Source organism: Rothia sp. 110740021-2, from assembly GCF_054263775.1.
Genome location: NZ_JBSZFE010000001.1, coordinates 548846 through 575684, shown reverse-complemented (window position 1 = coordinate 575684; position 26839 = coordinate 548846). Strand labels below are relative to the sequence as shown.

General features: G+C 59.5%; 21 protein-coding genes. 7 read left to right on the top strand and 14 right to left on the bottom strand.

What is annotated here, in order from left to right:
* Positions 1–194: 194 nt before the first annotated feature.
* Positions 195–1280 carry a 4-hydroxy-3-methylbut-2-enyl diphosphate reductase gene (locus tag ACUXHH_RS02485; protein WP_314909402.1) on the bottom strand — a complete coding sequence of 362 codons (1086 nt, stop codon included), beginning with the start codon at positions 1278–1280 and terminating at the stop codon, positions 195–197.
* A 27-nt stretch (positions 1281–1307) separates the two neighbouring features.
* Positions 1308–2516 (bottom strand): dehydrogenase, encoded by a 1209-nt coding sequence (locus ACUXHH_RS02480; RefSeq protein ID WP_458390747.1) that lies wholly within the window; start codon positions 2514–2516, stop codon positions 1308–1310.
* 155 nt (positions 2517–2671) lie between these two features.
* On the opposite strand from ACUXHH_RS02480, the gene xseA reads away from it, so the two are divergent.
* Together xseA and ACUXHH_RS02470 are read left to right on the top strand one after the other, a co-directional pair.
* A complete protein-coding gene (gene xseA, locus ACUXHH_RS02475) occupies positions 2672–3973 on the top strand; it encodes an exodeoxyribonuclease VII large subunit (RefSeq protein ID WP_458390746.1) in 1302 nt (433 codons plus the stop codon).
* A gap of 53 nt (positions 3974–4026) precedes the next feature.
* A complete protein-coding gene (locus ACUXHH_RS02470; protein WP_279755110.1) occupies positions 4027–4293 on the top strand; it encodes an exodeoxyribonuclease VII small subunit in 267 nt (88 codons plus the stop codon).
* Between the two features lie 134 nt (positions 4294–4427).
* Here ACUXHH_RS02470 and ACUXHH_RS02465 read toward each other — a convergent pair whose 3' ends face one another.
* The 7 genes from ACUXHH_RS02465 to galU all read right to left on the bottom strand — a co-directional run bounded on the left by ACUXHH_RS02465 (position 4428) and on the right by galU (position 12384).
* Positions 4428–5651 carry a pyridoxal phosphate-dependent aminotransferase gene (locus tag ACUXHH_RS02465; protein ID WP_458390745.1) on the bottom strand — a complete coding sequence of 408 codons (1224 nt, stop codon included), beginning with the start codon at positions 5649–5651 and terminating at the stop codon, positions 4428–4430.
* Positions 5652–5657: 6 nt separating this feature from the next.
* Positions 5658–6839, bottom strand: a complete 1182-nt coding sequence (locus ACUXHH_RS02460; RefSeq protein WP_279755108.1) for a glycine betaine ABC transporter substrate-binding protein — start codon at positions 6837–6839, stop codon at positions 5658–5660.
* Positions 6839–7348 carry an NUDIX domain-containing protein gene (locus ACUXHH_RS02455; protein ID WP_005508451.1) on the bottom strand — a complete coding sequence of 170 codons (510 nt, stop codon included), beginning with the start codon at positions 7346–7348 and terminating at the stop codon, positions 6839–6841. Before ACUXHH_RS02455 ends, ACUXHH_RS02460 begins: the two co-directional genes overlap by 1 nt.
* A gap of 26 nt (positions 7349–7374) precedes the next feature.
* Entirely contained in the window at positions 7375–8559 is a 1185-nt protein-coding gene (locus ACUXHH_RS02450; protein WP_458390744.1) for a LysR substrate-binding domain-containing protein, read from the bottom strand.
* A 96-nt stretch (positions 8560–8655) separates the two neighbouring features.
* Positions 8656–9156, bottom strand: a complete 501-nt coding sequence (locus ACUXHH_RS02445) for a DedA family protein (protein WP_279741192.1) — start codon at positions 9154–9156, stop codon at positions 8656–8658.
* Between the two features lie 421 nt (positions 9157–9577).
* A complete protein-coding gene (locus ACUXHH_RS02440) occupies positions 9578–11173 on the bottom strand; it encodes a hypothetical protein (RefSeq protein WP_458390743.1) in 1596 nt (531 codons plus the stop codon).
* A gap of 302 nt (positions 11174–11475) precedes the next feature.
* On the bottom strand, positions 11476–12384 hold the full coding sequence (gene galU, locus ACUXHH_RS02435) for a UTP--glucose-1-phosphate uridylyltransferase GalU (RefSeq protein WP_279741195.1): 909 nt from the start codon (positions 12382–12384) through the stop codon (positions 11476–11478).
* 351 nt (positions 12385–12735) lie between these two features.
* Between galU and ACUXHH_RS02430 the strand changes: the two genes are divergently transcribed.
* Both ACUXHH_RS02430 and ACUXHH_RS02425 read left to right on the top strand, forming a co-directional pair.
* A complete protein-coding gene (locus ACUXHH_RS02430) occupies positions 12736–13410 on the top strand; it encodes a 5-formyltetrahydrofolate cyclo-ligase (protein WP_279755105.1) in 675 nt (224 codons plus the stop codon).
* Between the two features lie 227 nt (positions 13411–13637).
* Positions 13638–13823: an FmdB family zinc ribbon protein gene (locus ACUXHH_RS02425; RefSeq protein ID WP_279755104.1), complete on the top strand. Its 186-nt coding sequence runs from the start codon at positions 13638–13640 to the stop codon at positions 13821–13823.
* 90 nt (positions 13824–13913) lie between these two features.
* On the opposite strand, the gene ACUXHH_RS02420 is transcribed toward ACUXHH_RS02425, so the two are convergent.
* From ACUXHH_RS02420 to ACUXHH_RS02400, 5 genes are all read right to left on the bottom strand, one after another.
* Entirely contained in the window at positions 13914–14216 is a 303-nt protein-coding gene (locus ACUXHH_RS02420) for a hypothetical protein (RefSeq protein ID WP_458390742.1), read from the bottom strand.
* On the bottom strand, positions 14209–18162 hold the full coding sequence (locus ACUXHH_RS02415; protein ID WP_458390741.1) for a DEAD/DEAH box helicase: 3954 nt from the start codon (positions 18160–18162) through the stop codon (positions 14209–14211). The genes ACUXHH_RS02420 and ACUXHH_RS02415 overlap by 8 nt, the downstream gene beginning before the upstream one ends.
* 159 nt (positions 18163–18321) lie before the next feature.
* On the bottom strand, positions 18322–18780 hold the full coding sequence (locus ACUXHH_RS02410) for a cell shape determination protein CcmA (RefSeq protein ID WP_458390740.1): 459 nt from the start codon (positions 18778–18780) through the stop codon (positions 18322–18324).
* An 87-nt stretch (positions 18781–18867) separates the two neighbouring features.
* A complete protein-coding gene (locus ACUXHH_RS02405; RefSeq protein ID WP_279741203.1) occupies positions 18868–19686 on the bottom strand; it encodes a MurR/RpiR family transcriptional regulator in 819 nt (272 codons plus the stop codon).
* Positions 19687–19931: 245 nt separating this feature from the next.
* The gene (locus tag ACUXHH_RS02400; protein ID WP_279741205.1) at positions 19932–21575 is read right to left on the bottom strand and encodes an alpha-glucoside-specific PTS transporter subunit IIBC; all 1644 of its coding nucleotides are present in this window, start codon (positions 21573–21575) and stop codon (positions 19932–19934) included.
* A 436-nt stretch (positions 21576–22011) separates the two neighbouring features.
* Here ACUXHH_RS02400 and ACUXHH_RS02395 point away from each other — a divergent pair, with 436 nt between their 5' ends.
* From ACUXHH_RS02395 to ACUXHH_RS02385, 3 genes are all read left to right on the top strand, one after another.
* Positions 22012–22890, top strand: a complete 879-nt coding sequence (locus tag ACUXHH_RS02395; protein WP_458390739.1) for an endonuclease/exonuclease/phosphatase family protein — start codon at positions 22012–22014, stop codon at positions 22888–22890.
* Positions 22891–22949: 59 nt separating this feature from the next.
* Positions 22950–24761, top strand: coding sequence for a glycoside hydrolase family 13 protein (locus tag ACUXHH_RS02390; protein ID WP_279754893.1), 1812 nt, complete (start codon positions 22950–22952; stop codon positions 24759–24761).
* A gap of 151 nt (positions 24762–24912) precedes the next feature.
* Positions 24913–26718: a glycoside hydrolase family 13 protein gene (locus ACUXHH_RS02385; protein WP_458390738.1), complete on the top strand. Its 1806-nt coding sequence runs from the start codon at positions 24913–24915 to the stop codon at positions 26716–26718.
* The last annotated feature ends 121 nt before the right edge of the window (positions 26719–26839 follow it).

Genomic DNA, 26839 nt, shown 5'->3' with positions numbered 1-26839 from the left:
GAACGTGTCGGTCAGTTACGCGAAGCGGGCACTCCGTCCTCAAGGCTCCCCAGCTCCGCAGAGGGTGCACTCTCCCGCGTAGCGTGAACGTGAAGCTGCGCAAGCGTCCTTGCCCGCTCATCCTCAGACACGAAAAACCCCGTGTCTTCTCCCCACACGGGGGAAGAGGACACGGGGTCATAAGCTAAAAAGTATTAGCGAGTGGGCTTAGCGCCGCGGCCACCGAGCTGGCGGCCCACGTTCTCATCGTTCTTCAGGGCGGAACGCAGTTCCTTCGGCAGGGAGAAGAGAATGTCTTCCTTCGCGGTCTCCACCTCTTCGATGGTGCTGTAGCCGTACTCGGCGAGCAGAGCCAGAACCTCCTGAACCAGGACCTCGGGCACGGACGCGCCGGAGGTCAGGCCCACGGTCGCCACGCCCTCGAACCAGGACTCGTCCACCTGGTGTGCGAAGTCCACACGCTCGGCACGCTTAGCGCCGTATTCAAGTGCTACTTCCTTCAGGCGCACGGAGTTCGAGGAGTTCGCCGAACCCACCACAATCACCAGGTCTGCGCGCGGAGCGATCTCCTTGATGGCGCCCTGGCGGTTGGAGGTTGCGTAGCAGATGTCGTCCGAGGGCGGATCCTGCAGGGAGGGGAAACGCTCACGCAGACGCGCCACGGTTTCCAGGGTCTCATCCACGGACAGGGTGGTCTGAGAAATCCAGACGACCTTCTCCGGGTTGCGAACGGTCACCTGGTCCACTTCGTCGGGCGAGTTCACGATCTGGATGTGCTCGGGCGCCTCACCGGCGGTACCCTCGACCTCTTCGTGGCCGGTGTGACCGATGAGCAGGATGTCGTAGTCCTGCTTAGCGAAGCGCACAGCCTCGCGGTGCACCTTGTTCACCAGCGGGCAGGTCGCGTCAATGGTGTTCAGGGCGCGCTCGCCGGCTGCGGAAACCACTGCCGGGGACACGCCGTGCGCCGAGAACACGGTCACGGAACCTTCGGGAACTTCATCCACTTCATCAACGAAGATAGCGCCCTGCTTTTCCAGGGTCTCCACCACGTGGCGATTGTGAACAATCTGCTTACGCACGTAGACGGGCGCACCGTAGTGCTCCAGCGCCTTCTCAACAGCAATCACGGCACGGTCAACGCCTGCGCAGTAACCGCGCGGAGTGGCGAGCAGGACTTTCTTCTCACCGGTGACGGGTGCGGCGGCTTCAACCTCGGCACGGCTGCGGCGCTCGCGGGGTACGGGCGGCAGGCCCAGGGCAATAGTTTCAGTGGACATGGTTACTATCCTACGTTGTTCGGACTTTTAGTGTGTGATGACTGTGGCACCGCTCGCAGGGCTACGGCCCAGGGCGGTGAGGCGAATCAGGATACCGAGCAGCAGGGCGAGAATTGCCAGGACCAGCCCGTAGCTTGCCGCCGCCTCCAGATGCCCGGTCAGTGACGGTGCGAGCTGGTTCCATATCCCGGTAATCAGCGCCGTTCCGGCGGTGCTGTGGCTGGTAATTCCTAGGGATTCGGGGCTCTGGCCGCCTAACCAGGCTGCGGCGCCCCATCCCAGCAGGGCGTAGAGCAGAGCCGTAACCACGGGCACCAGGATGCGGTGCCGGGGTGCCAGCAACATAGCCAGCAGCAGGCTCAGCACCGAGATGATGGTCAGCGGCACGGTGGACTTGCCCAGCGCGGCGGCACGGTTAATGCCGGCGTGCAGGTACCACTCCTGCTGGTCCTGCTGGCTGTTGCCGTCCTTCACCCGGTCAATGTTGAGGGTTTCAGGGCCGAGCTTCGTCAGGTCCGGGTCGAAGGAGCCGATAGAGCCGACCTTCGCATCCAGCGCACGGTAGAAGGGGGTGAGCACAATGACGGCGGGGCCGTCCTGGTGTTCAAGGTTGTAGCGGCGAGTTTCCTCGGCGATTTCCTTCCAGAGGCTTCGATATTCTTCAGTTTTTGACAGCTCAGCCGCGGAACGGTTGAGCAGGGAACGTATGCCGTCTTGTGTCGGCTTTACAAGAATGGAGTATAAGCCGCTTGCTTTGGTGCCGTCGAGGAAGGTTGTCATAGCCTCGGAGTTCATGAGGTCTTCTACCGCACCGTCCGCAATGCGCGAGGCAAGCTGCGAGTCCTCCGCCAGGTTGGAGGAAATCTGCGAGAAACCACGCTCTGACATGAGCTTTGAGTTCACCCAGGCACCCGTGGTTGCGCCCAGGCCGGTCACCAGGGCAAGGGCGCACAGCACAACGGTCAGGAACCTCCGCAAACCTGCCGCGAAGGGAGGCTCCGGGGCGGCCTGCAGTTCAGCCTTGGTGGGGGCTGCGGCGTGGCCGAGCGTGCGGGTAGGCTGTAGCAGGGTGGTGTCTTCATCCGCCGTATAGTAGCCGTCCGTGCGGGTAATCCGGGTGTCGACGACTCGGGTCGCGTCCGCCGGATAGTTTTGCGCGCCAGTACCCGCCGCTGACGAAGCCGCGGCGGTGTTGAGGGCGTTGTTCTGATGTGCTGACTGATCGGGTGAGCGCATGAGCCTAGGGTACCCGCTCACAGTGTTCAAAGCCGATTCAGACCCGCAGAATGCGCCAGAAGCTAAGTTCTGCCTGCACTGCGTGCAAGCTACCCGAGTCGCCAGGCTGACCTGTGCGCAGGCGCATAACCGACCAATCAGGGACAATAGAGAGTATGAACTTCTACAACCCCTCCGCAGCGCAGCCGGCACCCGCGCTGGTGGTGCCGCCCGTGCACGAGCGGCAGCTTCCCGGGAAGTCTCAGGAAACCACCGCCACCAACCCCTGGCCCCTCGCCCTGCTCGCGCAGAACCTCAAAAACTATGTAGACAAGGTTCCCGAGCTCTGGGTGGAGGCGCAGGTCGCCTCCCTCAACGGCCGCGGCGGCAACGTCTTCATGGAGCTCAAGGACCTCAACGAAGACTTCTCCTTCACCCTCGCACTCTTCGGGCGTGCCGGTAGCGGCCTGGCAGCTGATGTGACCGTAGGCGCTCGCATCGTCACCCGCGCCAAGCCGAGCCTGTGGAAGAACGGCAAACTCTCCCTCATCGGCAAGGAAGTGTACGCGGTCGGCACCGGCAACCTGCATGAGCAGCTGCAGCGTCTACGTGAAGCTCTCGCCGCCGAGGGGCTGTTCTCTGACGCGCGAAAGAAGCCGCTACCCATGCTACCGAACAGGGTCGGTCTAATCACCGGTCGCGATTCTGATGCGGAGAAGGACGTTATCCGCAACGCCTCCCTGCGCTGGCCCGGCGTGGTCTTCGAAGTGCGCAATACCCGCGTTCAAGGTGAAGGCGCGGCGGCTGAGGTCATTGCGGCTCTTACCGAGCTGGATGCCCACCCGGAAGTGGACGTCATCGTCATCGCCCGAGGCGGCGGATCCTTCGAGGACTTGTTGCCCTTCTCCGAGGAAGCCCTCATCCGCGCTGTCGCAGCAGCCACCACCCCGGTGGTCTCGGCAATCGGTCACGAGGCGGACTCCCCCATCCTCGATGCGGTCGCCGACCTGCGCGCCTCCACCCCCACCGATGCGGGTAAGCGCATTGTGCCCGATATTTCGGAGGAAACCGCCCGTATCATCGAGGCGCGCGCCCGCCTGGACCGAGCGGTGCTCGGCTACGTGGGCATGCAGATGAACTACATTGCCCAGCTGCGTAGCCGCCCGGTGCTCACCCATCCGGAGTCCTCCCTGCTCATGCGTGTGGAGGAGCTGAGCCAGCTGCGCGAGCGTGCGCACCGTTCGGTGCATCACCGTCTGGAGCGCGAGTCAGCAACCCTATCGCATACGTTGGCACGGGTGCGGTCGCTCTCACCTGCGCAGACGCTCAACCGCGGCTACTCCATCGTTCAGGATGCCGCGGGCGCTATTGTGCGTGACGCTTCGGCACTGAGCGAGGGCGAGCAGATTACGGTGCGCGCGGCGGTCGGTTCGGCGCAGGCGACCGTAAACTCCAGGGATCCCTCAAACATCTCCTAAACCTCGATACCCCTAAGTTTTACCCCTAGTTTTTACCTCTGAAAGGTTCCTCAATGAGCGAGAACATTAGCTTCAACAGCGCCGAACTGGGCGCACCCATCGAAACCCTCGGCTATGAGCAGGCGCGTGCCGAGCTGGAGCAGGTCGTGCGCCAGCTGGAGTCCGGCGCCAGTGACCTAGAAACCTCCATCGCCCTGTGGGAGCGTGGCGAGGCACTAGCCGCCCGCTGCGAGGCGTGGCTGCAGGGCGCACAGGAGCGCCTGAACGCGGCACGCGGTGTGCAGGCTGGTGCGCAGGGCGGGGAGCCTGCGGCGAACTAGCACGCCCCCCCGGCGCGTTCCTCGGCTCTCTGGCGCATCACGCATCCGCTAAGCCACTAAAAATAGCCTGCCCCGTAGCTCATCAGAACTGCGGGGCAGGCTACTTCTGTCTATATGTAGCAGAGGCGGGAGGGCTAGTGCTTCTGCTTGTAGTCAGCCATGAAGTTACCCAGACGCTCCAGGGCGCTGGTGAGGGTCTGCGTATCGGGCAGGAACACCAGGCGGAAGTGGTCCGGATCCTTCCAGTTGAAGGCGCGGCCGTGGCTGAAGAGGATCTTCTGGCTCTTAAGCAGGTCCAGGACGAACTGCTCATCGTCAGTAATGTCGAAGCGCTCAACATCAATCTTCGGAAACAGGTACAGTGCGCCTTCGGCGTTGGTGCAGCTGATGCCGTCAATCTCGTTGAGCATCTTGTGCGCCAGGGTGCGCTGCTCGTACAGGCGGCCGCCGGGAATAATCAGCTCGTTAATGGACTGGTAGCCGCCGAGCGCGGTCTGGATTGCGTGCTGTGCCGGAACGTTGGAGCACAGGCGCATGGAGGCGAGCAGGTGAATACCCTCAAGGTAGCTTGCGGCGTCCTTCTTCGGGCCGGTGATAGCGACCCAGCCTGCACGGTAACCGCAGACGCGGTATGCCTTGGACAGACCGGAGAAGGTCAGGCAGAGCACGTCGTCGCCGGTGAGGGTTGCCATGTTGACAACCTCAACATCGTCATAGGTAATCTTTTCGTAGATTTCATCAGCGAAGACCACCAGATTGTGCTCGAGTGCCACGTCCACAATCTGTTGCAGGACTGCGCGTGGGTACACGGCGCCGGTGGGGTTGTTCGGGTTAATAACCACGATGCCCTTGGTGCGCTCGGTAATCTTCGACTTAATGTCTTCAATATCCGGGTACCAGTTGTTTTCCTCATCGCAGAGGTAGTGCACGGGCTTGCCGGCAACCAGCGCAGTGGATGCGGTCCACAGCGGATAGTCAGGCATGGGAACCAGGATTTCGTCGCCGGTCTCGCACAGTGCCTGCAGGGTCATCGGGATTAGCTCAGACACGCCGTTGCCGAGGTAGACGGCGTCGGTGTCAAGATTCATAATGCCGCGGTTCTGGTAGTGCTGCACAATGGCGGTACGTGCCGAGTAGAGGCCGCGGGAGTCGGAGTAGCCCTGGGTTTCGGGCAGGTGACGAATGATGTCCATCATGATGGCGTCGGGCGCTTCAAAGCCGAAGGGGGCGGGGTTACCAATGTTCAGTTTGAGGATGCGGTGACCCATCGCCTCCATGCGATTGGCCTCGTCCAGAATGGGGCCGCGGATGTCGTACAGGACGTTGCTCAACTTTGAGGACTGACGGTACTTCGTCATGATGATTTACTTTCTAGGGTGATCCAAAATGAATTGCGCTGCGTCATCATCTGCGATGGGGTTGGATCCGCTGGTCAGACGCAATAGGAACGAGAGGTTACCCGTGTCTAATGTAGATGATACGCGGTTAATTGCCGTACGGGCGCTATCTGGCAGGGCACGACGAATAATGGGCACCAACTGCTGCTGCAAAAGTGCCGTTGACGGGTCTTCCAGGATAACCAGGCGGTTCTCTTCAATCGCGGAGTCGCTGCTGTGCAGCAGGGTCACCTGCACGCTGTCGGAGGTCAGGGCTTTAACGCGCTCGGCAGGGTTGTCCTGAATCTTCGGGTTGTGCACACGGTAGCGGTAGAGGCTATGCAAAGAATCCACGCCGTAGGTGCCGCTGGAGTACCCGGTCGGAATGGAGAACGCCAGAGAAGAGTGTACCTCACGCAGGTTCGCGAGGGAGTTGAGCTTGTGGCGGGCACTCACGGCGCGGGTGGTGACCAGTACATCCTTGTTGGTGGCATGGGCACCGTTGAGGAGCATGAGCTCTTCGGGCAGGATACGCGAGATGGCGTTGGTCATGTCGGTGGTGCTCATGGCACGCAGGTTGATGGGGTCTGCGGAGCGGGTAGAGCTTGCCGTGGGGCTCGCGGTTGCGTCCGTAGCATGCGCGGAGGCGGTGCTCTCCTCCGGGTTGGGGGTAGCTGCCGGGGGCAGGGTCACGCCTGCGGCTTGAGCGGAGGCGCTCATGGAGGCCGCGATGCGTTCGTTCTGCGCTGCGGCGGGGCTGATTTTTCCGTCGTCGGTCAGGTAAAGCAGCAGGTCGCCGCTGTAGTCGATAACCAGGTCCAACGATTCAAGCGCGGCTGCGGTGCTACCGGTTTCCTCATCGTCGGGCAAAGTTGCGGTAGGGGTGGCGGAGTTAGCCGAAGGAACCATGAGCCCGCGCAGGGCGGTAGCGCGGCTGTTGTCGGTGTCAACTAGTTCAACGGAGTAGCCAACCTGTCGCAGGGCGCGCGCGTACAGGTGCGCCACAGCACGCATTTCACGCAGGGCACCGTAGCCGATGCGCAGAGTACCGTAGCTGGATGCGGAAAGATCCATCTGGGGGGTTGCGTCATTATTCCCGCAGGCGGCGAGCAGCGGCATGAGCACCAGGGAGGTGAACACCGCACGGCGGGTGATGGTTAGTCGGTTCATTAGGGAAGCTTCCGTGCATTTTCGTCGGCAAGAAATTCGCGGTATTCGCGTGCCCAGCTGGCGGCATTGGAGTAGCCCATCATGGAGGCTACCTCGTCTATGAGAGTACCGTAGCGGATGGTATCTAGCTCAGCGATGGGTACCCAGCGTGCGGTGTCGGAGGAACCGTTAATTTCATGGCGCAGTTCGCCGGTGACAATATGGGCACGGAAAACCACCCGCAGGGCGCAGAAAGGCAGCGCTTGCGGGTCTTTCTGGGTGGAGCGCACGGGGAAGTGCCCGGCGTGCACGCCCAGAATGTCTTCAATAGCGACGCTATAGCCAGTCTCTTCAAGGGTTTCCCTCAGCGCGGTTTCATCGGCCTGTTCGCCGGGTTCCATGCCGCCTCCGGGCAGGGACCAGAGAGGGCTGAGTGCGCGGTCTTCGGGCACCCAGCGGGTCATGAGCAGCTTGCCCTGCTCAATGATGACTGCGTAGGCTGCGGGGCGGGTTTCCATTGCTAATGCCATGGTTTGATTTTACCGTCTATCGTTCTTTAGCGTTTCTTGCCGCGGCGTGCACTGGCGGCTTTGGCGGTCTGTCGGGAGTGCTGGCGTGCGTTACCGTTTTTCTTGGCGTTGGCGCGTTTTTTATCGCGTGCTTCACGGCGGGCGTTGGCGGCTCGTGCCTTCGCTTTTGCCTTTGCTTTTTCGGCGGCGACGCGTTCAGCGCGTGCCTGCCGGGTTTCGCTGCCGCGGTCACTGGTTGCGGTGCGGCCACGCACAATACCGATGAAGTCCTGCAGGAGCGCTTCAAGCTCTTCGCTGCGCGGCTCGCCCTTGGGGGCACGCGGCCACACCAGGTGCACCGGGTAGACGTCCAAGCCCGCAACGGGGCGGTAGGTGAGGTCCTTGCGGTGGTAGAAACGCGCAATGGACATGGGCACAATGTACAGGCCCACACCGGCGGCAACCAGCTCGATGGTTTCCTTATCGGTCAGACCTTCGGGCACAATGCGACCTGCGTTCTCACGCCAGGCGCGGGATACTTCCTCATAGGCGGGAATATCGGAGGCCGGTTGCAACAGGAACTCTTCGGCAAGCTCCTCCACGGGCACCTCATCAAGTACGGTGAGCACATGATCCACCGGCAGAATGACCACGGGCAGTTCCTCGTAGAGGCGGATGCTGTGGTACTTCTCGCCGTCGGTGCTTACCGGTTCGCGGTCGGGGCGCACAATGCTCATGTGTGCGAAGGGATTCTCGGGTACGTCCTTACACTCAATGGGAGAGTGCTCGGCAACTTCGGCAGGCACCTCGGAGGTTCCCTCTTCTGAAGATCCAGCAGGGAGGTTAGCGGCGGGATCAATCAGGCACAAATCCTGATGTAGGGAGTCCAGGCCGCGCGCCTCACGCACGGGTACCTCCGCCAGCTGCACGCGGTCGCCGTAACGCTCATGCCAGCGGTTGAACCACTTGCCGGGCATAATCGCCGGAACGTAGCTAACACGCAGCACAGAGCGCTGTATCACGGGGATGGGCAAAGCCTCCGGAGTCTGAATCATTGCCAGCTGCTCGGGATGCAGGTACACGCGGGTGGGGGCCTCGGTGAGCGCTTCGGTTTCTACCTCGTCGGTAGCGTTTTCAGGCGCGCTCAGCTCGGGGTCGATTGCGGTGAGAGCGGGGTCGTTGGCGGGCTGCTCTTCGGGGGTACCTACGGTGGAGGGTGCGGATGAAGTCATCCCTCCACGCTAGCACATCTTGGGCGGGGGTATTGGGGTCAGGTAAGCGGCCTCAACCCGGGGAGATAGTGCACCTATCCCCTGTTGGAGGCAGGACTAGTTCTCGGTAATGTTTGCCGTAGCGTTCTCAACGGTTTCGCGGTTAATGCGGCGTTCGCGCAGCTGAGCCGCAATGACCAGCACCGTAATAACAATGGCGAGGGCGACCGGGAACATCCACGGTTCCAGGCCGAGCGCGGCAAGAATTGCGAAACCGATGGTGGTGTAGATACACGCCCATATGAAGGTTCCGACCAGCATCGCGGGAACCCAGCGACGCAGCGGCATTTTCGTAAAGCCGGTCGTGATGATGACCGCGGTTTGCAGACCCACGGTAAGAAAGCAGAGGGGCACGGCAATAACGCCCCATCGGTTGATGAAGGCGCGCGCTTTGCGGTAGAGCGGGCTATCCATGGCTTTGCGGATGCGATCAAAGCGGGATCCCCCTTCTGCGGTCAACACTCCGAGGCCGTAGACAATGCTGGTGCGAACAATGCCGACACCCCACATGATTGCTAGGGCTACCTCAATCGGGAGTGCGTCAAACCAATCTTTCATCTGGCTATTTTCTCATGAGTGGGCAATATTAGCCTGATTGCAAGGTTCTTTGAGGCTTCTTATTCAACGTACGGAGGGGGCTAAAATTTTTTTAAATTTTTTTCAGCCAGGGGTTATTGCCCCTTGTCGCCTGCAATAACAAGGATTTTACTTAGGTAAACCTTAGTTTATTGACAGGGTGTCACTATTTTCAGCTTGTACCAGGTGCAGGAATTAGGATATATTTTTATTACCGAATAGGGCAGGTCTTGTGGGAAGGCCTTCCTAGTCGGTCTAGAAGGCTTTCTTCCTGTGTGTGATGCTAGAAAAGGAACCCCATAGACGGGGTTCCTTTTTCTTTTTAACCGTCCCTATTACCCAGGGACGCGAAACCCCCGACAGTACGACATGTCGGGGGTTTTACATGTAGTGACCGCAGAGCTTACTTCTTATCCTGATCCTGGCGGTGCAGGGCGCTCAGCGGCTTGGGCAACTGAACCGGGTTCCAGGTGTTGCTCACAGCCTCAAAGGAGGAGCCAGCACCAGGGTGACGGCTCGTCGAACGAACACCAACGGTCGAGGTAGCACCGGTCGAGAGAGCCGGGTCGTTCAGCGAGGCGATATCCAGCGTATCGAACTCGGAATCATCCAGGACATCCGGCAGAGGAATCTCTTCAGGAATCGGCTGAGCGGCAGGAGCCGCAGCTACCTGGCGGACGGGTGAACCGTCGCGCAGAGCCTGGCGAGCCACCGGCTGATCAGGATGAATTGCCGGCTGCTGTACGGCAGCTGCCATCGACTGTGCAGGTGCCTGAGCGGAATCCTGCTGAACCTGAGCAGGCTGAGGCGCTACCGGCTGGGCGACAGGTGCCGGAGCCTTCTGAACGGGCTGATGCTGTGAAATAGGAGTCTGTACCGCCTGAGCCTGCCCAACATACGCCTGTACAACCTGAGGTTGCCCCGCGGTACGAGGCGCAGCCGCGGAGGAAGTATCCGAGCCACTCTCCTGATCGAAGAGCACGCTACCCCGGCGAATCGGCTGGAAGCGGCTCGGACGCTGCTGGCGATGCTCAGGGCGATGAGCCGCAGGCGACTCGGCAGAGCTAGTTGCGGCAAAACGAGCGGGTGCCGGGCGAACAGGACGAACAGCCTGAGAAGGCGCGGGCGCCTCCTCGCGAGCAGCCACCTCGGGTGCACCCTCAGATGCCTCCACTGCAGCATGTGCGCGGCTCGGGCGTGCTGCCTCGCGGTTCATGCCGTGTACGGACTTGCGGGTAGCGGAGCGAGCGGGGGTTTTCTCTTCTTCGATCGGGTCCTGAACCCGCGCCTCCGCAGACTCGTCGGCACTACCGGCAGGCACTTCGTCCTCATCAGAATCTTCGGCATCCTCTTCACCGGGCTCCTCCTCAGATGCCGCAGCAAGACGAGCAGCACGACGAGCCTTAATCTGATCACTCGCAGACTCCAGCAGACCGAAGCGGCTCACAGCCCACACGCCACCGGCAAGAATCAGGAAGAGAACAGCCCAACCCCACGCCGCAACACCAAAGAGAGCAAGAACGCCACTCAGAAGGCCCAAACCAGCCAATGCAACAGCAACCAGCAGGCCAATACCACTCGGGCTTGAGGTGTCAAAGTAAGACAGGGCGGAGGGCTTTACCTCCTCCACTACAGGGATTCCATCGGTATAGGGCGCAGTGGGAGAAGATTCGCGAATCTGCGAAATAGAAGCCGTATCCAGAGCAGGCTGAGCGGAGTCATCGACAGCGTGAGAGGAAGAAGCCTGCGAAAGAGCAGAAGAGGGCAGAGAGGTACCCGGCGCCACCGCATAATCGGAAGACTGGTACGCATCCGACTCATTCAGCAGCACACCTGCAGAGGCAAGAATGTCCTCAGCGGTACGCTCGGCGCTAATCAAGGGACGCTCAGGCTCCATGACGGAACCTGCGGGCGCTCGATGGAGACTCCTGGGTACAAACCACAGCAGCAAAATCACGGTCAGAATTACCAACACACCAGAAGTGTTCAACAGCGTCATATCAGGTCGCCCTCTATAGTCCCTTTATCCCTAGACTTTAATCATACCCTTATATTCTCGATGCTTTCCATAAGGGGCAAGAATCGGTCTAAATATGCGCATATACCCTAGAAGGAATATGCATCCGAAGATGCAATACATGTTCGCAGCAGTACTCTCATTGACCCCTCACTCAACAATATCCCACGTACGACACAAAGGAAGGCGCCCCCTTCTTGGGCTAACGCCCACAAGAGAGAACACCTTCCTCAGCGTGGTTGGTATTTATCGGTTGCCCTCGCTAGAGAGCGGATGCAGAGTGCTTAGCAGTTCTCTGCGACAAAGTCCTTCAGCCATGCGCGCAGGTCCTCACCGAACTCGGGGCGCTCAGCAGCAAGAATAACGTTTGCCTTCAGGTAGGACAGCTTGTCACCGGTGTCGAAACGGCGGCCGGAGAAGACCACGCCGTAGACGCCTTCGCCTTCGCCCTCCCCCTGAGCCAGGGTCTGCAGAGCGTCGGTCAGCTGAATCTCGCCGCCGCGACCCGGAGCAGTGTTCTCCAGAACCTCGAAGACCTTCGAGCTCAGAACGTAACGACCAATCACAGCGTAGTTCGAGGGAGCCTCATCAGCAGCAGGCTTCTCAACCAGACCGGTAATCTTTACAAAATCGTCCTCACCCTCAACAGCCTCAATAGCAGCTGCACCGTAAGCAGAAATAGCCTCACGGGGAACCTCCATCAGAGCAACGACGGAACCGCCGGTACGCTCCTGGACCTCCACCATGCGAGCGAGCAGGTCTTCCTTCTCGTCAATCAGGTCATCGCCGAGCAGAACAGCGAATGCCTCATCGCCGACGTGGCGCTTTGCGCGCAGAACAGCGTGGCCCAGACCCTTGGGGTCACCCTGACGCACGTAGTGCAGGTCGCCGCCCATCTCATTGGTAGCTACCACGGATGCGAGCAGGGCGTCCTTACCCTGCTCAGCAAGCTGCTGCTCCAGAACGGGAACACGGTCAAAGTGATCCTCAAGAGCGCGCTTGTTACGGCCGGTAATCATCAGAACGTCGTTCAGACCGGCACGGATTGCTTCCTCCACCACGTACTGAATCGCGGGGCGATCGACGACGGGGAGCATTTCCTTCGGGGTTGCCTTCGTGGCGGGCAGGAATCGGGTGCCCAGACCAGCAGCAGGAATAACTGCCTTAGTAACAGACTTAATTTCAGTAGCCATGCCACAAGAATACCCTAAGTTATAAAGTACTTAAGCTGATTTATCGACACTATGACATGAAAAAATCTTCAACGTGACTAACTACATATCAGTGAAGCTACGTTCTTCGGGATGTAGAGAAAATACGTTCTTCAGAACCCAATGCTATTTTCTGTAATCCCTATACTAAAAAGTAGATTCTACAGCCCAGCAGAGTAGGTTACTTTTTGCCGCCCGCATAGATGTTTTCGCCCCACCTTAAACGCCCCTCAGAGCAGAGGCACCACGATTCAAACCAGCCAACCTAACCCATAGAGCCACTCTCCCCCGCCCCTATATTAAGACCTCACCCGCAAGACGATGGGACACACCATGCCTCTCAATACCGCAGCCGCAATCAGCAACTCCGACACCGGTGCCAGCGCAGAAGATATCTCCCTGGATAAAGACATTCTCCGTTCCCAGATTCGCCCGCACCGCCTCACCGCACGCAGCCGCCGCGGCGAACATGACCAGCAGCAGATGGCTGACCTTTTCACCCGCCACATTCTTGAGGCGGTCGCGCAGCGCCTCCACTCCCCCGGCACCATCGCGGCATACCTGCCCACCAAATCTGAACCGCCCATCGTTCAGTCACTAAACGCTCTCCATCAGCAGGGACACCGCATCCTCGTACCCGTCGTGCGTCCCGGCCGCAAGCTCGCCTGGGTGCACTGGGACCCCGCCGTTGAGCATCCGCTCAGTCCCATGGGAATCCCCGAACCCGAGGGCGAAGAACAGGACGAGCAAGCCTTCGTGAACGCCGATGTGCGCCTCATCCCCGCTCTCGCCTTTGATGCTGGCGGGCACCGCCTCGGTCAGGGAGGCGGCTACTACGACCGCATTATCCCCCTGCTCAGCGCACAGCAGCTGAATGAGCAGACCATCGGTGTGGTCTTTGCCGATGAAATTTATAAAGCTATTCCCTACGACCAGTGGGACGCTATTCTGCCAGTCATCCTCACCGAAGAAGGCATTTTCCATGCCTCTCAGCAGTCATCAGTGTAGCCGGTTGACCAGCACCGCCCACCTCCTGCTTGACACCCCAAATCTTCATGCAAAAGCTCAAAGATATGCAGGAACACTCCAACAAAGTCGCTCAAGAAAAAGGCAAAAAGAAACCAGCAATAGCTTTTGAGAAGAAACCGCAAATAGCCCAGAGCATTTCAAAAGCGGTACACTCAAACCACTGTTATTAAACCCGCTCAGCTAAAAAATCGATACAGAAGGACAATATGCCGGTCTACGTTTACCAGTGCAAGAATTGCAATCACGTCTTTGAACAGCGCCAGTCCTTTAGCGACGCCGCACTGCGCGTCTGCCCGCAGTGCGGCGAAGAAACCCTGCGCAAGCGCTATAACACCGTTGGCGTGACTTTCAAGGGTTCCGGCTTCTACAGCACCGATAAGGGCAACTCCTAAGCGAAAGTTCCACACCAGTCATAAGAGGGGCGGGGCAACACAAGTTGCCCCGCCCCTCGGCGTTCAAGAAGCACTCCCGGCTCGGATGCGCTACACGATATTGTTACCCCAGTGCGGAGGACACTGCTGACGCATCCACTCCAGACGCTCACGCTCCTCCGGTGGCAGTGGCTGCGCGGAGGTAGCCGCTTTCTGTGAACCCGCCTTCTGAGAGGTCCGCTTCTGAGCATCAGCTTTCTTCGCGGAAGTCCCCGCAACAGACGAGGTACCCGAAGCCACCGCCGGAGGCGTCGTTACACCCACCAGCAGAGGCTCAGCCCCACTCACCGAGCCGCCGCCGCTCACACGGCGGTGGCCGCGGCGAGGCTTCGGCGTCGACGAATAACTAGCCACGGACCTCAGCGCCCTCATCCATATCCAGGTAGTGCAGCACACGCGCCACCACAGCATCCGGGTCAGCGAACACCTCCAGGGTGCCCAGCGTAATGTAGTTCCAGCCCGTGCGGCTCAGACGCTCCGGCAGCAGACGGGTCCGCTCACGCACCGAAGCCCGCGCATAATTCTGCTCGCCATCAGAGCACGCCACCAGCGGCATAGCTGCCGGGACGCTCGGGTTCGACGAGACCACGGGAGCCACGCCCAACGCAGGCACCGGCTCAGCCGCCAGCTTCTCCGGGGCGTGCGCAATCAGAGCGATATCGCCCTCACCGCGGCTCACACGCACACCGCAATCCTGCAGACGCGCTACCAAATCGTTCAGCAGCCAGTCGCCCAAATCCGGGGTGTCCACATCGTCAGCTGCCAAGAATGCGTTACGCGGCAGGCTCTCCGGTACGCGCTGTGCCTTCGCCTCCACTTCTTCACGCTCCTGACGTTCCGCATGCTCACGCAGCAGATGGTAGAAGTCCACCGCACCATGATGTAGCTTCTGCGGGTCCAGCTCCGACGGGTCAATGCACGAAACGATGCGCAGGGCACGGCGTGCGCGAGTCAACGCAACCACAAAGCCCTGGCGACCGTGCTCGGCAGACAGTTGACCCAAATCGTACGACGCCTGGCCCAGGCGGGCACGGCCTACACCCAGGGAGAAAATCACAGTATCGCGTTCAAGGGTCTCAGCGCGGGTCAGGTCGACCACACGGAAAGACTCCTCGCCGGCGGCAAAGAACGGTGCCAGCTGCGGGTACAGGCTCAGGGCGTGACGCACCGACTCAGCCACACGCTGAGCGTGCTTCGGGCTAGCGGTCACAACCGCCAGCGAACGGTCCGGGGCGCGGTACGCGTGCTCCAGCACCAGGTTCGTGACGCGCTCCACCTCAACACCGGGCGAATCCAGGTTCGCATTATCGCTGACCTTACCGCGAGTATCAATGCACTCAACGGTCAGCGAACCGGCAGGCTGGGCGGAGGCGCGGCTCACCGGAGCCGCATGCAGCTGCGAACCGTAGAACTCACGGTTCAGGTAGTCGAGAATCACCGAGTCCATGCTGCGGTGCAGCATCGCCAGGGTACGGTTGGGCAGCACGGTAGCGAGCACGTCGAAGGTGCTGTCCAGCTGCTCATCGGTCGGCTCAGGTGCACCGAAAGTCGGCGCAGACACGATGAACGGCGAGGGGAAACCCGAATGCGGGTCGCCCAGGGCGATCACCTGGTCGGCGCGGGTAATCGCCGGCAGGTTCGCCGCCAGCGGGGTTGACTCGGAGTCCAGCAGCAGCACCGTATCAAAACGCATGGAGGAGGGAACCTTACGCGCCAGGGCGAAAGGGCTCGCAGTCCACAGCGGAAACAGGGTACGCACCATGACCGGGGCGTGAGTCAGCAACTCTTCGAGCATGAACTCGTAGCCACGCAGCTGACTCTTCAGGTACGCCGCCTGGTCATGCTCAGACTCAATACGCTCAGTCCACACGCGAGCAACCTTCGCCAGCAAACGGGCCGGAGCGCTAGTCATGTGGGCGTAATCGGCACGGCGGAAACGTGACTCTGCATCGCGCAGACGGTCACCGTCCAGCAGCTTACCTTCGTGATGCTGTAGCAAGAATTCCAAGGCAGACTGCCACCAGGCAAGCTCCAGCTCAGCGGAAACAACCTCGGTCGGAACCTGACGCGCGTACAGGTCATCGAGCAGTTCCGACAGACCGCGCTCACGCAGCTTCTGGGTCAGGGCGTCACGCTCCGGCAGGGTCATCAGCAGCACGCGGTCCGCCATGAGGGCGTCCAGACGCGCATCCAGTGTGTCAAGGTTGGTGCGCACAAAGTCGGTGCCTTCAATGGTGTCAGCCAGGACAATGCCCAGGCCCGCCAGCTCAGAAACCAGGGAGTTCAGGGCGTCAGCCAGCTGATCCAGGTTCTCCGGAATCTGCGGGGTGCGGGGCGCCTCAATGTGGCGAATCCACTCGGCACGCTCCGACTGAACCACCTTCAGCTGCTCGTGCAGCTCACCGATATTCACTCCGGGCAGGATGTACTCCTTCGCCGCGCGGCGCAGGCGGGAACGTTGCATACTGCTCATCTCGATGCCGTTCTCACGGCGCCACGAACCGGAGGCAGTCGCCGCGATTAGGTCGGTCACCGGGCGGTCGTAGACATCCGCACGGAAACGCTTGAGCGTCTCACGGATGCGCATCAGAATCGCCAGCTGCGACTCCCACTCAGCGATGGTACGACCCAGGCGCAAACCCAGCATGGCGCTGGTGTGGTTCATCGTCTCACGCAGGTTGAGCAAGGACGACTTGAGGGTAATGACCAGGGCGTATGCCTCGGCAGCTTCCTCGTCATTGACCAGGCGGGCACGGTACCACGGGGAGGTACGCGAAGCTGCCGCAAAACCATCAATCTCGCCCAGACGCACCAGCTCGGCACGCACCTGCTCACGCTCCATGAGCGAATCAAGCATAGGGCGGTCAAAACGCACGCGGGTTGCCGGGCCGTCCTCGGAGGCGGTCAGCTCAGCCAGACGCTGCAGCGCCGAGTAGACAGAAATCTGCCAGTTCGAGTCCTTGTTCAGCAGGGCACGAGTATGGTCAAGCAGCGCGGCACGGGTTGCCATGAGCTCTTCGTTCAGGTCCTCGGAGTTCGGTTCTTCGGCGCCCTCATTACGCACGATTGCGCGGATGAACTCGGCGCGCTGAGCCTCAGCATTATGCTCGGCAAGCAGATCGTAGCGCAGGTTCTCAATGCCGGTGCGCTTGAGCAGCGCCGAAAAATCGGCAAGAGTGGAGCGCTTCTCGCCCACCACCAGCACTGACTTGCCGCGCCCCATCAGGGCAGAAGCAATATTCACAGCAGTACGTAGCGGCTCGGTGCCGGGCGCCGCAGTGATAGTGAAGGAGAATCCACTGACCGCTGTGTCGACAATTTCCTGAGCGTTTGCGTCCGCATCCAGCAGGAGCATTTCCTCTGCAGGGTCACGCTGATCCAGGGGTGGTTGCAGGTTGTGGGCGTTGAGCTCGCGGGGCTTCACGCCGGGCACCTTCAGCGCCGCCAGGTCACGAACCAGCGGGGTGATGGCGGTATGCGGCAGCTCGCCCAGGCTTTCCTTCAGGTCAGCAAAGGTTGAGATAAAGTACTTCGACTCGATGGTCATGCCCGGAATACGGCCTGCAGAGGCGCGCATACGTTCGATGACCGGCTCAGGGTCCAGACGGGACATGGAGTTCGCCAGCTGCGCCACATCCATGGTGCCCAGATCGATACCGTATTCCTGCTTGATCTGTCGGACCATCGCGGGGTTCAGGCGTGCGGAACCGGCGAGGCGCAGCTCAAAGTCATCGTCCTTCGGGTGCGGAGTGATGCTCAGCGGTGCCATAAGAATCGGTGCGATGAAGCGCTTCTCGTAGGCGGCGGTATTCTCGCGGGTGTCGTGCGAAAGCCACGAGGCGGTACCCGCCACGAAGTAGCCGGAGTCCAGGCCGTGGTCGGTGGCAAGCTCGTAGATTTTGGTGCGCAGGGTGCGTGCGGAGCGCATGCCTGCCTCCAGCTGCGACTTTTCGCGCAGAATCGTGGAGAGGCGAGTCTTACGTCCAGCGAGTAGCTGAGCCAAACCGGAGGGGTTCGCCTCGGACAGGTCGATGTGCACGTAGTCGACCTGGTTGAAGTCGAGCATCGCGTCGGGACCGGTGTAAATGTCCATCTGTTCTGTCCAGCGCTCAAGCCCCGCCGAGGGGTCAAAGTCCTCGTGGGCGGGGTTCAGGTGTGCGGGCAGCTCGGCGATGTTGATTTCGTCGGATACTTCGTGGGTTTCCTCTGCTGAGGTCGCGGCGGCTACGGCGGGCTGAGCAGTATCAGCCGGAGTGCCGGGTGCGTGGTGCGCGTCGGTAGGCTCTGGAATCTGGTTCACGGTGCGAGTGTCCTTGTGGATCAGTACGGTGTACGTTTACGCGTACACACCGAAGATTGTAGTTCTTCCGGGGTCCTCTGCCCGGTGTGCCTCAAAAGGGCGAGTGTCAGTGTGTGCCTGTATGGTTACTGCACTTTTGTGCTTACTGTGCCTGTGCGCTTACTTCGACCACATTGCGATATTGACGGCGAACAGCACTACGGTCACCAATACGTAGAAGACCAGGGCAGGCAGAAGCACCCAACGGTACTTGGGCGCCAGTTCGCTTTCCAGGTTGCCGAAGCGCAGGGAGCGGAAGAGGAAGAAGCTCAGGATTGCGCCGGGCAGGTTACCGATAATGACCAGCAGTACGGTCAGGTACAGGGCGTAGGCCCGTTCGGTACGTTCGTTCTCTGCACCTGCGAGCTTGAGGGTGCCACCCAGCAGCAGGCTGAGGCAGGCATTCAGAAATGCCACGGTGAAGAAGGGAATCTTCAGGGCTGCTTGGAAGTCCATCTGGGAGTTCGCTGCGCCCAGCACAATCCACAGCAACAGCAGTGCGGGGATGATCATGAGGTACCAGAACAGGTACTTACGCATCTTCTCGGTGTTATCGATGAGCGCGAAAATTGCGGTCACAGGGTGTCTCTTTCAGATGGTCTCAGGCGGATTCGGTCGGATTCAGGAGGAGTGAGTAAAGGAGCAGACGGGCACAGTCACGCCTTGTCAGGCGTCGATTTCGCCCCCGCTGTTGAGAGCGTCGTCCACCTGGTCCTGCAGGGTTTCACGGCGCTCGTGTTCAACGAATTCAATGTAGCGGCGCACGATGTAGTCCAGCAGCACCGACAGCGCCACGAACGAATAGTAGGGCTTGCGGTGGGTGCTGATATGGGTGGGAGTGGTCTGGTAGTGCAGAGAGTACTCGGCGTGCGAGGACATGTAGTTCACGCCAATGGCGGTCACCGCAATCATTGGGATGCGGCGTAGCGCCAGCATCTTAATGTGTTCACGCATGTTCTCGGTCTGGCCGGAGAAGGACACAATGATGACCACGTCGTCCTGGGTCATATTGTTCATGGCACTTTCGAACTCATTACGTGCCGGAATGACGTGGCAGAACTTACCGCAAACCTGCATGGACTTGGCAAATTCCTGCACGGCGTTACGCTGAGCGTAGCCGGTACCGAAGCAGTACACTGTGCGAGCCTCATGAATGCGCTTAAGCAGTCCGCTCAGCTCCATATGCTCGAGGTAGTCGTAGGTCCGCTGAATGTCTTCGCGGCCGCTCTCAATGAACCGTGGATTGAAGGGTTCGCTGCGGTTCAGAGATGACTTAATGAAGTACTTCAGCTCAGCAAATCCGGAGAAGTTCAGTTTCTTCGTCAAACGGATAATTGAGCTGGTCGAAGTATAAGTTTTATGCGCCAGGGAGTTGATCGTTGACTCTGCAACGAACTCTTCATTTTCCAGCATGAATGCCAAAATTTCCCGCTCAGTTTCACTGAATCGGTGCTGGTTCGCATTCACGACGTCTTGTAAATCCACTCAAAGCTCCTGAATCCGATGGTGAGCAATATATAAATAGTACACGCTCTAGGGTTATCGGCCAGGGTGGGTGAGGATAGTCATCTCTCACTTAGGGTGAGTGTGTCTACAGATTTGAGCTGGGTATACGTCGGGTATGTATCCGGGTACAGCTTCGCCGGCGGTATCGGTGTTATCCGATACCGCCGGCGAAGTCTATACCTTATGAGGCGTCATGCCGTCAGGCGGCTGAAAGCTGAATCCTCTTAGGAGAGGGTCTTAGCTTCGTTCACCATGGTCTCGAAACGCTCGCGAACCTGGGGAACGTCCATGCCGACGATAACCTGGAATGCCTTACCCTTGCGGACCAGACCCAGAGCGCCTGCATTCTTGAAGTCTGCGTCCGAAGTGCTGACGAGAGACTCATCAGCAACGGAGACGCGCAGGCGGGTTGCGCAGTTGTTCACGGTGGTGATGTTCTCTGCGCCACCGAGCAGTTCGAGGAAGCCTGCTGCGCGAGGTGCGTAGAGGTCACCGTCAGCTGCGGGAGCTGCTGCGCCGCCGTCCTTCTCAGCAGCCTTAGCAGCCTTGTACTCTGCCTTGCTGTAGAGCTTGGTCTCGCCGCCGTCTTCTTCACGACCGGGGGTCTTGAAGTCGAACTTCAGAATCATGAAGCGGAAAATCACGAAGTACAGGACGGTGAAGCACAGGCCCACACCGATCTGCATGAGGTAGGTGCCGGAGTGGTTTGCCCACAGCGGGATCCAGTTCTGGAATAGGAAGTCCAGCAGACCGCCACCCATGTAACCAACCAGACCCAGCTGGTACATGATTGCTGCCATGGTTGCTGCCAGGATTGCGTGGACCAGGAACAGCGGGGGTGCCAGGAACAGGAAGGTGAACTCGAGGGGCTCGGTAATACCGATCAGGATTGCAGTGAGGCTGACGGGGATCAGCAGAGCAAGAACTTCCTTGCGCTTCTCCGGGCGAGCAGTGGTGTAGAACGCTGCGGCGATACCGATGGGTGCGAAGACCTTGGAGTTACCGTGCAGTGCAAAGCCGCCGCCGGGGAACAGTTCCTTCAGGGGCTTGTCGCTCTTAGCGAACTCGCTCAGGTGGCTCGGCCAGTCCTTAGCGATACCGTTCGGGGTAACAACGTTACCGAAGACGAACGGGGAGTAGATGAAGTGGTGCAGACCGGTAGGAATCAGGAAGCGCTCCAGGAAGGTGTAAACCCACACACCGATTGCGCCGGATGCGATGAAGAAGCCCTGCAGGGAGGAGATGCCGTGCTGAGCGTAGGGCCACAGCCAGGAGAACAGGAATGCCACGGGCATCATCAGGAAGAAGCAGACGCCGTAAACGTACTGCGAGCCCTGGAAGATACCGAGGAAGTCCGGCAACTTCTTGTCGAACCAGCGGTTGTGTACCCACACCACGATTGCGGAGATGATGATGGCACCGAAGATACCGGTGTCCATGGTCTTGATACCGGCAATCATCTTCAGACCGGTACCTGCCGCGCTCTCAGAAATGTCGGTGGTGTAGTCCAGGTCGAAGAAACCGGTGCCGCCTTCGCCCTTACCCCATACCTTGAGCATGGTGCCAACGAAGTAGTTGAAGGTCAGGTAGACCATGGCAGCTTCCATCACTGCACGTGCGTTAGCGGTCTTTGCCAGTGCAATGGGCAGACCGATCACGAAGAGCAGTTCCATCTGGTTGAAGACGGTCCATGCGCCAGACTCCCAAACAGACCAGAAGTGGTTCCAGGGGCTGTTCTTGTCAGCGGCGAGGGGGATTAGGTCGCCGTTCTGTGCAATGATCGCAATACCGACCGCGAGGCCAGCGAATGCGAAGAGAAGAACGGGTGCCAGCATGGCAGAGCCGAACCTCTGTACTTTTTCCATCATGAGGCTATACGCCCTTTCGGGTTGTCGAGTGCGCGGACGCAGGGGTTGGCGTTCATTGCCAACCTGCTGTTCATGCATTCGAGCGCCGTATCTTTATACCTCTAATTAATTGGAAGTGTATGAAATCGGCGCCACATGACCTGCGTGCGCTAAATGCCGAATGTGTTTTTAGACAGAAACAATAATGCCAGCTTTTACGTAGTCAGAGATACCAATTTATGAAGTTTTGAAAGAGTTTTTCAGAACCTGAAACATCTCCCGGCACTGGTTAAAAATACTTGCTGCAGATGAGACTTTTTCCCTATTACCCAGCGCACAGAATCGATAGCATAAACAGTGCACCCATAGGTCCAGAGCCCCCGCTGTGCTCCCAACCTTCAACAACGGGGTGCGTCCCTCAAACTTCTTTCTCATACACTACCCCGGACTTAGTTATATGCGCTTCCTCACCCTCAACACCCATAGCTGGTGCGAAATCCACCAGATTTTGAAAATCCGCATCCTTGCAAAGTTCATCATTGAACAGCAGGTGGATGTCATTGCGCTGCAGGAAGTCAACCAGCTCACCTCCACCCCCGTTGTGAAGGAGCCCCTGAACTACCGCGGCGGCGCAGGCGTGCCGGTCCGCGAAGATAACTACGCCCTGCTACTCGTACAGGCACTCAACGAAATGGGTGCAAGCTATGAGTGGACCCTCACCGAAACCCACATCGGTTGGAACCTCTACGACGAATGCGTCGCAATCCTCTCGCGCCTGCCGATTCGCGGCATCAAGCCCATCGAGATGTCCCCCCACTACGGCTACCACCAGGTACAGCGCCGTGCAGCCCAAGCTGCGCTCATCGAAACTGAGACGGGCACCTTCTGGTGTGCCACCACCCACATGTCCTGGTGGGACTTCGACGGCGAACCCCTCTTCGCGCAGGAATACACCCGTCTCTCGCAGGCACTCGCAGAATGCGCCCTCACCGCACCCGTGCTACTCGGCGGCGACTTTAACTCTGCCGCGCATCTGAGCGATGAAGGCTACGCATATGTGACTTCCAGCGGCATGATTGACACCCGCATGCTGGCTGAGCACACGGACGGTGAGAATACCGTCCACCGCGAAATCGCCGGTTGGGAAGGTAACACTGACGCCAAGCGCATCGACTTCGTTTTCGCCGACCGACTGCTCACGGTCAACTCTCACGCGGTAGTCTTCCGCGACAACTCCCCCGAAGCGATCTCCGATCACAGCGGTCTGCTCCTGGACATTGACCCCTCCAGCTGGGCACCGCAGAGCCTCCTTACGCCTCTCACCAACCAGCGCTAATCAGACTTTAGCCGCCCACAGAGCGGCCCCACGCAACCATACCAAGGGAAGGAACAATCATGACGACCCAAACCCAGTGGTGGCAGGAACCGGTGGTCTACCAGATCTACCCCCGCTCCTTCAACGATTCCAATGGCGACGGCATCGGCGATCTGCCCGGCATTACCGAGAAGATTCCGTACCTCGCCAAGCTGGGTATTCAGGTGCTGTGGCTCTCCCCCATCTACGCCTCGCCGAATGATGACAACGGCTACGACATCTCCGACTACCGCGCCATCATGACTGAGTTCGGCACCATGGAAGACTTCGATGAGCTACTCGAAACCGCGCACAAGCACGACATTAGGCTCATGATGGACCTGGTTGTCAACCACACCTCCGACGAACACGAATGGTTCAAGCAGGCACGCTCCTCCAAGGACAACCCCTACCGCGACTACTACATCTGGCGCGATCCCAAGGGCTTCGATGAGGACGGCAACCCGATTCCGCCGAACAACTGGATTTCCTGCTTCAGCCCCTCCGTGTGGGAATGGGACGAGGCGACCGGCCAGTTCTACCTGCACTACTTCTCCATCAAGCAGCCCGACCTGAACTGGGAGAACCCGAAGGTCCGCGAAGAGGTCTACGACATCATGCGCTTCTGGCTGGACAAGGGTGTGGACGGCTTCCGCATGGACGTCATCAACCTGATTTCTAAGGACCTCTCCTTCCCCGAGGACCCTGCGGTCCTCGCTGGCGGCCTCGACAACTCCCTGGCTGTCGCAGCTAACGGCCCGCGCGTGCACGAATTCCTGCAGGAGATGAACCGCGAGGTCTTGAGCAAGTACCCGGTCATGACCGTGGGGGAAACCCCCTGCGTGACCGTGGACGACGCCGCGCTCTACACCGGTTTCGACCGCAATGAGCTGCAGATGGTGTTCCAATTCGAGCACATGGACGTAGACGCCTCCGAAGGTGGCGTGACCGGCAAGTGGTCCGACCGCCGCTTCAACCTGGTTGACCTCAAGAAGGTCCTCACCCACTGGCAGGAGGGTCTGCACGGCCGCGGCTGGAACTCCCTGTACTGGAACAACCACGACCAGCCGCGCACCGTCTCCCGCTTCGGTAACGACTCCCCTGAGTACCGCACCGTCAGCGCCAAGATGCTGGGCACCGTACTGCATCTGATGCAGGGCACCCCCTACATCTACCAGGGTGAAGAACTGGGTATGACCAACGTCTTCTTTGACGATGTGAAGGACTACAACGACCTGGAGATTCACGACTCCTGGCGCAAGTACGTTGAAGAGTCGGGCCGCGTCTCCGCGGAGGATATGTTGCGCTACATCAGCGCCTCCGGTCGCGATAACGCACGCACCCCCATGCAGTGGACCGCCGGCGAGAACGCAGGATTCACCTCCGGCACCCCGTGGCTGAAGCTGAACCCGCGCTACACCGAAATCAACGCAGAGGCAGAGCTCGCTAACCCGGATTCCGTGTTCTACCACTACCGCGACCTGATTAGCTTGCGCCGCGAGCACCCGATTGTCCTGACCGGTGAGTACCGCCTGTTGGATGAAGAAGACGAGCAGGTCTACGCCTACCTGCGCGTGAACTCCGACGAGGACGCCGAAGCAACCGGCGAGCGCACCCTGCTGGTTGTCGCTAACTTTACCGATGACACCGTTCAGCTGAACTATGCGGGCGGCAACCTGGACTCAGTGGTGCTGACCAACTCGCAGGCTCTCTCCCCTGCTGAGCTGAAAGCAACTGAGAACAGCCCGAAGCTGATCAGCTCGAACTACCGCGACGAGAACCGCGAGTTCACCGACGAGGGTACCCTGTTGCGTCCCTACGAGGTGAAGGTTTACCTTTTCGGTAATGCGTAAGTAAGGCTCTTGCATTTGGGTGCGGGAAACCCCCATAGTTTGGGGTTTCCCGCACCGGCGTGGGTTTCTATCTTTTATTTTTCACCGTCTTTTATTTTTCACAGACAACTTGTTCTCTTTTTGGCTGGTTAGCCGGTATAGAAAGGCAATTATGAGCAACTCCGAGGCATACGAGGTTCCCTCCTACGAAGGCCGCCAGTGGTGGAAGGAAGCCGTGGTGTACCAGGTGTACCCCCGCTCCTTCAACGACGCAAACGGCGACGGTATCGGTGATCTTAAGGGCATCACCGAGAAGCTGCCCTACCTGGCTAAGCTGGGCATCAACGTCATCTGGCTCTCCCCCGTGTTCGATTCGCCGAATGTGGACAACGGCTACGACATCTCTGACTACTTCGCGATCATGAGTGACTTTGGCACCATGGAAGACTTCGACGAGATGCTCGAAACCGCTCACGAGCACGGTATCAAGATCCTGATGGACCTGGTCGCAAACCACACCTCCGATGAGCACCCCTGGTTCAAGGAGTCCCGTTCCTCGAAGGACAACCCCTACCGCGACTACTACATTTGGAAGGACCCGAAGGGCTTCGACGAGGACGGCAACCCAATTCCTCCGAACAACTGGGCATCCGAGTTCGGCGGCCCGGCGTGGGAGTGGGACGAGGCGACCGGCCAGTTCTACCTGCACATCTTCTTCAAGGAACAGCCCGATCTGAACTGGGAGAACGAGAAGGTTCGTGAGGACCTGTATTCCATGGTCCGCTGGTGGCTAGACAAGGGCGTTGACGGCTTCCGCCTGGACGCTATCAACATCATCTCCAAGCCCGAGGGCTACCCGGATGACCCCTCCACTGACTTTGAGAAGCACACTTCCTCGATTCCGTTCGTCATTGCGAACGGCACCATGGTGCACCCGTGGATGAAGGAGCTCACCCGTGAGACCTTCAGCCGCTACGATGTGATGACCGTGGGCGAGACCAGCGCAACCAGCCCCGAGGACGCTAAGCTGTGGGCTGGCTACCACACCGGTGAGCTGAACATGATCTTCCACTTCGATCACATGGGCGTGGATAACGACCCGAACGGCAATCTGGGCGGCAAGTGGTCCTACGCGCCGTACAAGCTGACCGAGCTCAAGCGCATCCTGAACGACTGGCAGACCACCTTGGCGGGTAACGCCTGGGGTTCGCTGTACTGGAACAACCACGACCAGCCGCGCGTTGTCTCTCGTTTCGGTAACGATTCGGATGAGTTCCGTACCCTGTCCGCTAAGCAGTTGGCGACCACCCTGCACTTCATGCAGGGCACCCCGTACATTTACCAGGGTGAAGAGCTGGGCATGACCAACGTGAAGTTCGATTCGATTGAGGATTACCGCGATGGTGACTCGATCCGCTTCTACGAGGATATGCACATTGACCACAAGCGTCTGAGCCACGAAGAGGCGATGCAGGCAATCTACGTTAAGGGCCGAGACAATGCTCGCACCCCGGTTCAGTGGGATGCATCCGCTAACGGTGGTTTCAGCCCCGAGGGTGTGACCCCGTGGATTGCCGTGAACCCGAACTACCCGGCGATTAACGCTGAGGCTGTTCTGGCTGATGAGGATTCGATCTTCTACCACTACCAGCAGCTGGTGGCTCTGCGCCGCGGCAAGCTGAAGGACCTGATGGTTTACGCGGCCTTCACTCCGGTGGACTCGGTTCAGGTTCCGCACAACGAAGACGAGGCTGTGTACGCGTACACCCGTACCGGTGGTGCGGACGGCAGCCCTGCGAACGAGTCTTTGCTGGTGGTTTCGAACTTCACTGCCGAGGAGCAGGAGCGCGACTTCGATGTGCTTGCTGAGGCTCGTGAGGCTGGTGCTCGTGTTGAGCTGGTGAGCTCGAACTACAAGGACGACGTGGATTCGACCCTGCGCCCCTACGAGGCGAAGGTGTACTACATCGTTCGATAAGCGCTGTAGCTCGTTGAGTGCTACCGCGTGCCGATAAGGTATTAGACAGCAGAAGGAGGGTGAGGCTTATGTCCCGCCCTCCTTTTGTGTTGTCCTTTATTATTCCGGCGTGCATTCTTAG

Bases quoted from the DNA above. Each gene is read 5' to 3' on its own strand.
- ACUXHH_RS02485 (WP_314909402.1), bottom strand. From the start codon at position 1,280: ATGTCCACTGAAACTATTGCCCTGGGCCTGCCGCCCGTACCCCGCGAG.
- ACUXHH_RS02480 (WP_458390747.1), bottom strand. From the start codon at position 2,516: ATGCGCTCACCCGATCAGTCAGCACATCAGAACAACGCCCTCAACACC.
- xseA (WP_458390746.1), top strand. From the start codon at position 2,672: ATGAACTTCTACAACCCCTCCGCAGCGCAGCCGGCACCCGCGCTGGTG.
- ACUXHH_RS02470 (WP_279755110.1), top strand. From the start codon at position 4,027: ATGAGCGAGAACATTAGCTTCAACAGCGCCGAACTGGGCGCACCCATC.
- ACUXHH_RS02465 (WP_458390745.1), bottom strand. From the start codon at position 5,651: ATGACGAAGTACCGTCAGTCCTCAAAGTTGAGCAACGTCCTGTACGAC.
- ACUXHH_RS02460 (WP_279755108.1), bottom strand. From the start codon at position 6,839: ATGAACCGACTAACCATCACCCGCCGTGCGGTGTTCACCTCCCTGGTG.
- ACUXHH_RS02455 (WP_005508451.1), bottom strand. From the start codon at position 7,348: ATGGCATTAGCAATGGAAACCCGCCCCGCAGCCTACGCAGTCATCATT.
- ACUXHH_RS02450 (WP_458390744.1), bottom strand. From the start codon at position 8,559: ATGACTTCATCCGCACCCTCCACCGTAGGTACCCCCGAAGAGCAGCCC.
- ACUXHH_RS02445 (WP_279741192.1), bottom strand. From the start codon at position 9,156: ATGAAAGATTGGTTTGACGCACTCCCGATTGAGGTAGCCCTAGCAATC.
- ACUXHH_RS02440 (WP_458390743.1), bottom strand. From the start codon at position 11,173: ATGACGCTGTTGAACACTTCTGGTGTGTTGGTAATTCTGACCGTGATT.
- galU (WP_279741195.1), bottom strand. From the start codon at position 12,384: ATGGCTACTGAAATTAAGTCTGTTACTAAGGCAGTTATTCCTGCTGCT.
- ACUXHH_RS02430 (WP_279755105.1), top strand. From the start codon at position 12,736: ATGCCTCTCAATACCGCAGCCGCAATCAGCAACTCCGACACCGGTGCC.
- ACUXHH_RS02425 (WP_279755104.1), top strand. From the start codon at position 13,638: ATGCCGGTCTACGTTTACCAGTGCAAGAATTGCAATCACGTCTTTGAA.
- ACUXHH_RS02400 (WP_279741205.1), bottom strand. From the start codon at position 21,575: ATGATGGAAAAAGTACAGAGGTTCGGCTCTGCCATGCTGGCACCCGTT.
- ACUXHH_RS02395 (WP_458390739.1), top strand. From the start codon at position 22,012: ATGCGCTTCCTCACCCTCAACACCCATAGCTGGTGCGAAATCCACCAG.
- ACUXHH_RS02390 (WP_279754893.1), top strand. From the start codon at position 22,950: ATGACGACCCAAACCCAGTGGTGGCAGGAACCGGTGGTCTACCAGATC.
- ACUXHH_RS02385 (WP_458390738.1), top strand. From the start codon at position 24,913: ATGAGCAACTCCGAGGCATACGAGGTTCCCTCCTACGAAGGCCGCCAG.